The following is a 7,370-nucleotide window of genomic DNA, read 5'->3' on the forward strand; positions in this document are numbered from 1 at the left end:
ATCATTTGCAGAAATTTTCCTATCTCGCGTGTTGGAGCATGCCCGCCGAATCATCACTCCGCTTGTTTCAGGCATCGTCGTCACTCTTATCGGTCTCACACTGATTCAAGTCGGCTTAGTATCAATGGGCGGTGGCTACGCAGCATTAAATGAAGGAACCTTCGGCAGCTTAGACAAACTTGCTCTGGCTGGGACGGTACTTGGATTAATTGTGATTTTAAACCGCTCGAAAAACCCATACATCCGTGTGGCTTCAATCGTGATTGCGATGCTAGTGGGTTACATCATGGCGTATTTTATGGGGATGGTAGATACTTCTCAGCTAGGCGCAACCGAGATCGTAGCACTGCCCGTACCAATGCAATATGGCTTATCGTTTGACTGGTCTCTGTTCATTCCGCTGGTACTGATTTTCTTTATTACCGCACTAGAAGCCATCGGTGATATTACCGCAACATCTGAAGTGTCTGGTGAGCCAGTAAAAGGCCCAGTGTACATGAAACGCATTAAGGGCGGTGTGTTAGCAGACGGCTTAAACTCTGCAATCGCAGCCGTTTTCAACAGCTTCCCGAACTCAACGTTTAGCCAGAATAACGGCATCATCATGCTAACAGGAGTCGCGAGCCGCTACGTGGGTTACTTTATTTCAGGCATGTTAGTGATTCTTGGCTTGTTTCCTGGCGTCGCTAGCTTTGTTCAGTTGATTCCTGAGCCAGTACTTGGCGGCGCAACGATTGTCATGTTTGGTACGATTGCTGCCGCTGGTGTGCGTATTATCTCTCGTGTTGAGCTCGATCGCCGCGCAATTCTGATCATGGCCTTATCCTTCTCAATGGGACTTGGTATCGCACAAAAACCAGAGATCCTGCAATTTATGCCAGAATTTATTAAGAGTATTTTCTCAACTGGTGTTGCAGCAGGTGGCATCACAGCGATCATTTTAAATCTACTTCTGCCAGAGAAACTGGAAGACGAAGATGAACTTCCTCAGGAAGTGAAAGAGTCTTAAGATTATTGAGAATAAGAAAAGCCCAACCTATTTAGGTTGGGCTTTTTGTTTGAAAGGGGGCGGGCCATCGACTTACTTGGTAGGAAAGCTGATTTGAGCGATTAAACCGCCTTCACTGCGATTACGCATCACCACAGAGCCTGAATGTTGGCTGATTATACGCTTCACAATCGCCAACCCTAGCCCAGTGCCTTCACTACCGCGAGCGGTGTCACCACGCGTAAAGGGTTCAAATAACCTCGCGATTTGAGAATGCTCGATACCCGGTCCGTTGTCCTCTACTGAAATCCACACTAGCTGCTTATCTGCTGTCACACCAGTGCTGATTTTGACCCAGCCATTGCCATAGCGTAGCGCATTCACAACTAAGTTACTGATCGCCCGCTTAATCGCAATCGCGCTTCCTTTGGCTGGCGGCAAGTTAAGATTAAGATCTGTTTCAATTTCAACCTCATAACCACCTTCAGAACTGGCGACGTCACTGGCAATCGTACTGATATCAACCGCTTCAAACGATTCTTGGTTCACCGGTTTGAGGTAATCCATAAACTGACTGATGATCTCATTACATTCTTCCGTATCGCTAATGATCCCCTCCGCAAGATAGCTGTCCTCAGGAGACATCATTTCTGTCGCTAGGCGAATACGCGTCAGAGGTGTTCGTAAGTCATGGCTAATCCCTGCCATTAATAAGGCTCGGTCTTCTTCTAGCTCTTGAATACCTTTCGACATTTGATTAAAGGCTCGAGTTACAGAGCGAATCTCCGATGCGCCTTTCTCTGCTAAGGGGGGCGGGATCTCACCTCGACCGACGTCTTTCGCGGCTCTCTCTAAAGCCAAAAGTGGACGGTTTTGCAAACGAATAAACAACCAACCACCTGCAATGATCAGCAGCGCCATAATCAAGCTGTTACGAAACAGCGGTGCAAAATCTTCTTCTTGCAGCTCAGATAACGGAATACGAATGATGGAGTTCGGCAACTTTTCGATGTGCATCCACAAAATGTAACTTTCATCGCCAAGCAATAAGCGTACTTCTGTAGGCGAACCCAGCTCTTGGCTCATTTCTTCAGACATCAAATCAATCGACATTGCGTGATGAAATTCAATCGCCTTATCGCTGTCAAGGCTGTGAACCGTCACCCCTAATCTTTCTAATAATTGACGCCTTAACGGTGCATCAGACTTTAAAGGTCCTTCATCATCAAGCACCAAATTGAGCTCATGGGCGAGAATTTTATTGAACTGCTGCAAACTCGGCATCAACGCGTAGTTAAAAACGGCGTAGTAAGAGAAAACTTGGCTCGCGAGAAGCAAAGAGATGAACAGCAGAATAGATTGTGTCAGTGAACTTCGGATGCGCATGGAACGTTCCTAGTGGTCCTAATCGCGAAATTTCAGCCTTCAAAGGGAAGGTAATGAAGGCTGAAGTTGCTATAGCCAAGTGCTGGCTATGGAGTGAAGAGGTTACACCTCTTTGCCGTCTGGGACGAAAACATAACCTAGGCCCCATACGGTTTGAATGTAGCGCGGCTTGCTCGGATCGTCTTCTAACATGCGACGTAAACGTGAGATTTGTACGTCAATAGAACGTTCCATTGCAGAATATTCACGGCCACGCGCCATGTTCATCAATTTATCTCGTGACATTGGCTCACGTGCATTCATCACGAGCGCCTTTAGAACAGCAAACTCTCCAGAGGTGAGTGGCATTGCCTCGTCACCGCGGAACATCTCGCGAGTGCCTAGATTGAGTCGGAACTCCCCGAACTCCACCACTTTTTCTTCCGTGCTTGGTGCACCCGGCAACTCTACGGTTTGGCGGCGTAATACGGCCTTGATGCGAGCCAATAATTCGCGTGGGTTAAACGGTTTTGGCAAATAATCATCCGCCCCTACCTCAAGACCTACGATGCGGTCCACTTCATCACCTTTCGCGGTGAGCATTAAGATTGGCAACATATTGTTCGCGTGGCGTAGACGACGACAAATTGACAAACCGTCTTCACCTGGCAACATTAGGTCTAGCACCATTAAGTGAAAGTTTTCGCGCGTTAGTAGGCGATCCATCTGTTCGCCATTGGCGACACTTCGTACCTGAAAACCTTGCTCAGAAAGGTAACGCTCCAATAGAGCACGTAAACGAGCATCGTCATCAACCACTAAAATTTTATGATTTTCTTGCATTGAAACATCCTTTCAGAAGCGTCTATTGTCGAAAATGTATCACTGTTTTTCCTAACGTGCTCAAGCAAATTGTTACTCTTTTTATCTTAAGCGCTTTATTCTCTCTCTAGCAGATATTTTCAGCACCTACTATTGACCATAATTCCATTCCAGTTCACGTTTGGCCTCAAGCAGCTCTTGCTGTGCCTCAGCCAGCTTGTGACGTTTTTTCTCAATTTTGTCTGCTTTCCCTGAATGCTGAGCTTCGACTAATTCTTCCTCTCGCTCCTCAACTTCTTTAGTCTTTTCTTCCACTTCTGCTTGCAGCTCTTGGCGCAGCTCACCTTCCGAGCATTCATTCTGGATAGCGGAAAGTGCTTGCTCCAAGCCTTTAATGCGATGCTCATTACCTTGCGCTTTTGCATACTCGAGCTGCTGCTCTACCGCTAACTCTTTAGCGTCACAGCCTTTCACTTCATCTTGAGCAAAAACTGAAAGTGAGAATCCTATTGTTAGTGCAGCACTACACATGACTGCTTTGTTCATTTTACTTCTCCGAGAAAGGCACCATGCCTTTATACCAAATATTCTGACGTTGAGACCCAAGTCACTTCTAGTGAACTTCATGAGACTTGAATCGGTGATAAAGCCTCAGTCTTCCGAGGCCGGTTGAGTATATTCAATTGAGTTGATGAACCACTCTTTTTCACCTTCTGGGGTGCGTACCGTGAACTCTTCATCCACTTGTTTTTTCAACATCGCTCGCGCCATAGGTGAATCGATCGAGATGTAGTCTTTCGCATCGCCATAAATCTCTTCAGGCCCGACAATACGAAACTTTTTCACTTCTCCTGCCTCATTTTCTATTTCCACCCATGCACCAAAAAAGACTTTGCCTTCTTGTTGCGGAGAATAGTCAACGATCGTGACTTCTGGCAGGAATTTACGAAGGAAGCGGACACGACGGTCGATCTGACGGAGTAAACGTTTATTGAAGGTGTAATCCGCATTTTCTGAGCGATCGCCCAGGCTCGCCGCCCAAGTGACGATCTTGGTGATTTCCGGGCGCTTTTCATTCCAAAGGTAATCATGCTCTTGTTTGAGTTTGTTGTAACCTTCTCGTGTAATCAGCTTAGTTTTCAAATTAACTCCTATCTCAACTAAAAAATGCTGCTCTTTGGCAGCATTAAGGAGATGATATACCCAAAGATCCAATGTTGTTCAGGCTTTGGGTATCAAGGTGATAAGGCGGCCAGAGTGTTACTTTTCGTAATCCGGTTTTTGCGTCACGATGTAATTCGTATCACTCGAAACAACCGCGCCATGTTTTAGGAAGTTTTTACCTAAAATCATGCTGTAATGGAAGCGACCTCGGTCCTGTAAGTTGACTCGGATCTTCTTCTCTAATTCGCCAAGCTTAACATGCATTTCAACCACAGGGCGTACGTTCGCTTTCTCACCTTTCTTCGCTTTAATACGCATGACATCAACAACAGGCTTGGTAAACGCCTGTTTCATGCCAAGATCGTTCTCATAGGTAAAGCTCACCATGTCTTTGCCGTCTTTCTTAAACTGCTTGATGTTCTTAGCATTGATTGAGCTTACATCTGCACCCGTGTCTAACTTCACAGGGAAAGACATCCCCTCAACTTCCGCCACTTCGATATGGCCAGCTTTGAAAAGTGGCCTTGCATCTAGTAGATGGTCTGCGCGAGTGTTCAGCAACACACCACCCTTGGCTATGTCATGACCAAAGACGAAAAAGGGTTGAGTGTCACCCTCATCAAGCACATCGAGCGCAAACTTCATTGATGTGTCTTTTCTACCGAGAAGAAAGTCTCCTTCGACAACAGGGCGAACCGCGCTGCCAACCTTGAGCTTTTTCAACACTGGTTTGGTGATTTTTTCTTCTTTCCCCTCATCGTTCATTAAATAAAACGTGACGGATTCATCCTTACCTTTTTCTGTTACTTCAAACCCATTTACACGCAGTAATGGCGTTTTCACAGTAAAAGTGGGGTAAGCAGGGACGGTATAACCATCAATGGTGACCTGTTCTTCTGGTGAAACGACAAGAGGTTTTGATTTGAGTGCGCTTTTGAACGTTTTTTCTACGCCACCCAGTAGATTTTCTCTGTCCGTATCAATAACAAAGTGCTGACTCGCGACGTCCCGACCTAAGCGAATTTGCGAACTGAACTTACTGCGATCACGCAGATACACCAACCAACGTTGAGTTTCATTTTCGCCGACTTTGACGGGTAAATAGACTAAAGGGCGCTCGCTTTTGGTCGTTTTCAGCATTCGTACCAAGGGTAATGTCATTGGATGACGCTTGCCATTCTCGCCCTCTAACATAAAAGAGACTTCGTTATGCTTTTTGTCTACCTTGATGTCCAGTGCATGGACGTTGGTATAACGGCTAGAAGTTGAGATGCTGATCTTATATGGCACACCTTCGACTTCAACCGTCTCTTTTTTGCCAATCATTTTTGCGCGTGGCTGTTCTTGAAGGTAATCGTAACCAGCGAAGACCCATGCGTTATCATCGAGATAGGTTTTACCAATCAAGATAGGAGAAGAGAATTGCGTACGCTTGGTCAGGTTCACTTCCGTATCAACGGTGTGACCAGCGATTGTCATCGGCATTTTTATTGTCGGGCGTAGGATGGGCTTTTTGCTTGTTCGACTGCGAATCGCGCTCACTCTTTCCAGATCATCGGTAATCTGTATTTCCTTCCCTGTATAAGGGTGAGGAACCGTAAAGCTAACCTTTACTTGATATGGCTTAAAGCTGTCGGCGTCCCACTTTGCCTTCGTACCACCTAAGTCATCGACAATCGCCCAAAGTAACTCGTTATCTTTCAAATCTTGGTAATCTGGGTGTGAGCTACTGACATGGATATTCTCCGCATGCATCGATGTCGTATCTGCACCAGTATCAATCTTGCCAATAAATGGCACCGCTTTTAGTTCCGGAATGTCACTGTAGTAGACGCTCTCCACACGCCCTAGTACCAATTTGTTATCGAGCTGATAAACGGGAGCTTGTGTGGTTCCTGAGATAGACTGCGCCCAACTAAGCGGGGCGACAAGTAAGGCACTCGTAAGCGCTAACGCCAAAGACATTTTTTTCATCATGATTATCCGTATAAGCCGAGGTACATTTAGTGATATCAACAACCGTGGAATTAGGTTAGTCGATAACTGCGGATATAAGTTCTCAATTTAATTACAGTTTTGACATAAATCTGACTGATGTCCACCAGCGCCCGGTAAATTTTTGCCTCGTTAATTTAAAACATTGCAAATTCTTCGAACGACCCCAATGTTCTATACAACCAAAACCGAATTAAAAGAGAAAACACGGATGAGCCAAGCTATCTGTCGCATGATTGCTCAAGAACTGAATGTTCGCCCAGAGCAAGTCAACGCCGCTGTCACCCTAATTGATGATGGCAACACTGTCCCTTTTATTGCACGTTACCGCAAAGAGGTGACGGGGGGCCTTGATGATACCCAGCTTCGTACTTTGGACAGCCGTCTGTCTTACCTTCGTGAAATGGATGATCGCCGTCAAACCATCCTCAAATCAATCCAAGAGCAAGGCAAACTGACGCCAGAGCTAGAACAAGAGATCGCGCAGGCAGACAGCAAAACTCGTCTTGAAGACTTATACCTACCTTACAAACCCAAGCGTCGTACGAAAGGTCAGATCGCGATTGAAGCTGGTCTTGAACCACTCGCAGATCAGCTTTGGAATCATCCACAAACCGAGCCAGAAAGCGAAGCAAGCAAATACCTTGATGCAGACAAAGGCATCGCAGACACCAAAGCTGCATTGGATGGCGCTCGCGCGATCATCATGGAGCGCATCGCAGAAGACGCAAACTTACTGGAAAAAATTCGCAACCACTTAAATCGCAATGCGGAACTGGTTTCACGAGTCGTTGAAGGCAAAGAGCAAGAAGGCGAGAAGTTTAAAGATTACTTCAACCACAACGAGCCCCTAAGCAAAGTGCCATCGCACCGCGCACTGGCGATGCTACGCGGCCGTAACGAAGGCTTCCTGACATTGGCAATGAATGCCGATCCAGAACAGGAAGAAGGTGCTCGTCAGTCTTACTGCGAAACGATTATCGCCGACCATTATGGCGTGACGCTAAGCAGCGCACCGGCGGATACCTGGCGTAAG

The 7,370-nt window shown here is 46.4% G+C and carries 7 protein-coding genes; 2 read left to right on the forward strand and 5 right to left on the reverse strand.

Features of this window, described 5'->3' with window-relative positions:
* Nucleotides 1-1,009, forward strand: a 1,009-nt coding sequence (locus tag IQR33_RS28270) for a solute carrier family 23 protein (protein ID WP_228014197.1), incomplete at its 5' end; no start/stop codon positions are given.
* Nucleotides 1,010-1,081: 72 nt separating this feature from the next.
* On the opposite strand, the gene envZ is transcribed toward IQR33_RS28270, so the two are convergent.
* The 5 genes from envZ to IQR33_RS28295 all read right to left on the reverse strand — a co-directional run bounded on the left by envZ (nt 1,082) and on the right by IQR33_RS28295 (nt 6,316).
* On the reverse strand, nt 1,082-2,374 hold the full coding sequence (envZ, locus tag IQR33_RS28275) for a two-component system sensor histidine kinase EnvZ (RefSeq protein WP_017820700.1): 1,293 nt from the start codon (nt 2,372-2,374) through the stop codon (nt 1,082-1,084).
* Between the two features lie 102 nt (nt 2,375-2,476).
* Nucleotides 2,477-3,196 (reverse strand): two-component system response regulator OmpR, encoded by a 720-nt coding sequence (ompR, locus tag IQR33_RS28280; protein ID WP_005379333.1) that lies wholly within the window; start codon nt 3,194-3,196, stop codon nt 2,477-2,479.
* Between the two features lie 129 nt (nt 3,197-3,325).
* Complete coding sequence (locus tag IQR33_RS28285) at nt 3,326-3,721, reverse strand: DUF1090 domain-containing protein (protein ID WP_017635004.1); 396 nt, start codon at nt 3,719-3,721, stop codon at nt 3,326-3,328.
* A 105-nt stretch (nt 3,722-3,826) separates the two neighbouring features.
* Nucleotides 3,827-4,318: a transcription elongation factor GreB gene (greB, locus tag IQR33_RS28290; RefSeq protein ID WP_005379321.1), complete on the reverse strand. Its 492-nt coding sequence runs from the start codon at nt 4,316-4,318 to the stop codon at nt 3,827-3,829.
* Nucleotides 4,319-4,435: 117 nt separating this feature from the next.
* A complete protein-coding gene (locus IQR33_RS28295; RefSeq protein ID WP_086013892.1) occupies nt 4,436-6,316 on the reverse strand; it encodes an ATP-dependent zinc protease in 1,881 nt (626 codons plus the stop codon).
* 229 nt (nt 6,317-6,545) lie between these two features.
* Between IQR33_RS28295 and IQR33_RS34745 the strand changes: the two genes are divergently transcribed.
* Nucleotides 6,546-7,370 (forward strand): Tex-like N-terminal domain-containing protein (locus tag IQR33_RS34745; protein ID WP_322631810.1); only part of this gene is annotated, 825 nt, incomplete at its 3' end.

Origin of the sequence: Vibrio sp. OPT46, from assembly GCF_015163535.1 — a bacterium.
GTDB classification, from domain to species: Bacteria; Pseudomonadota; Gammaproteobacteria; order Enterobacterales; family Vibrionaceae; genus Vibrio; species Vibrio alginolyticus.

Coding starts and splice junctions, on each gene's coding strand:
- ompR (WP_005379333.1), bottom strand. CDS start 3,196: ATGCAAGAAAATCATAAAATTTTAGTGGTTGATGACGATGCTCGTTTA.
- envZ (WP_017820700.1), bottom strand. CDS start 2,374: ATGCGCATCCGAAGTTCACTGACACAATCTATTCTGCTGTTCATCTCT.
- IQR33_RS28285 (WP_017635004.1), bottom strand. CDS start 3,721: ATGAACAAAGCAGTCATGTGTAGTGCTGCACTAACAATAGGATTCTCA.
- IQR33_RS28295 (WP_086013892.1), bottom strand. CDS start 6,316: ATGATGAAAAAAATGTCTTTGGCGTTAGCGCTTACGAGTGCCTTACTT.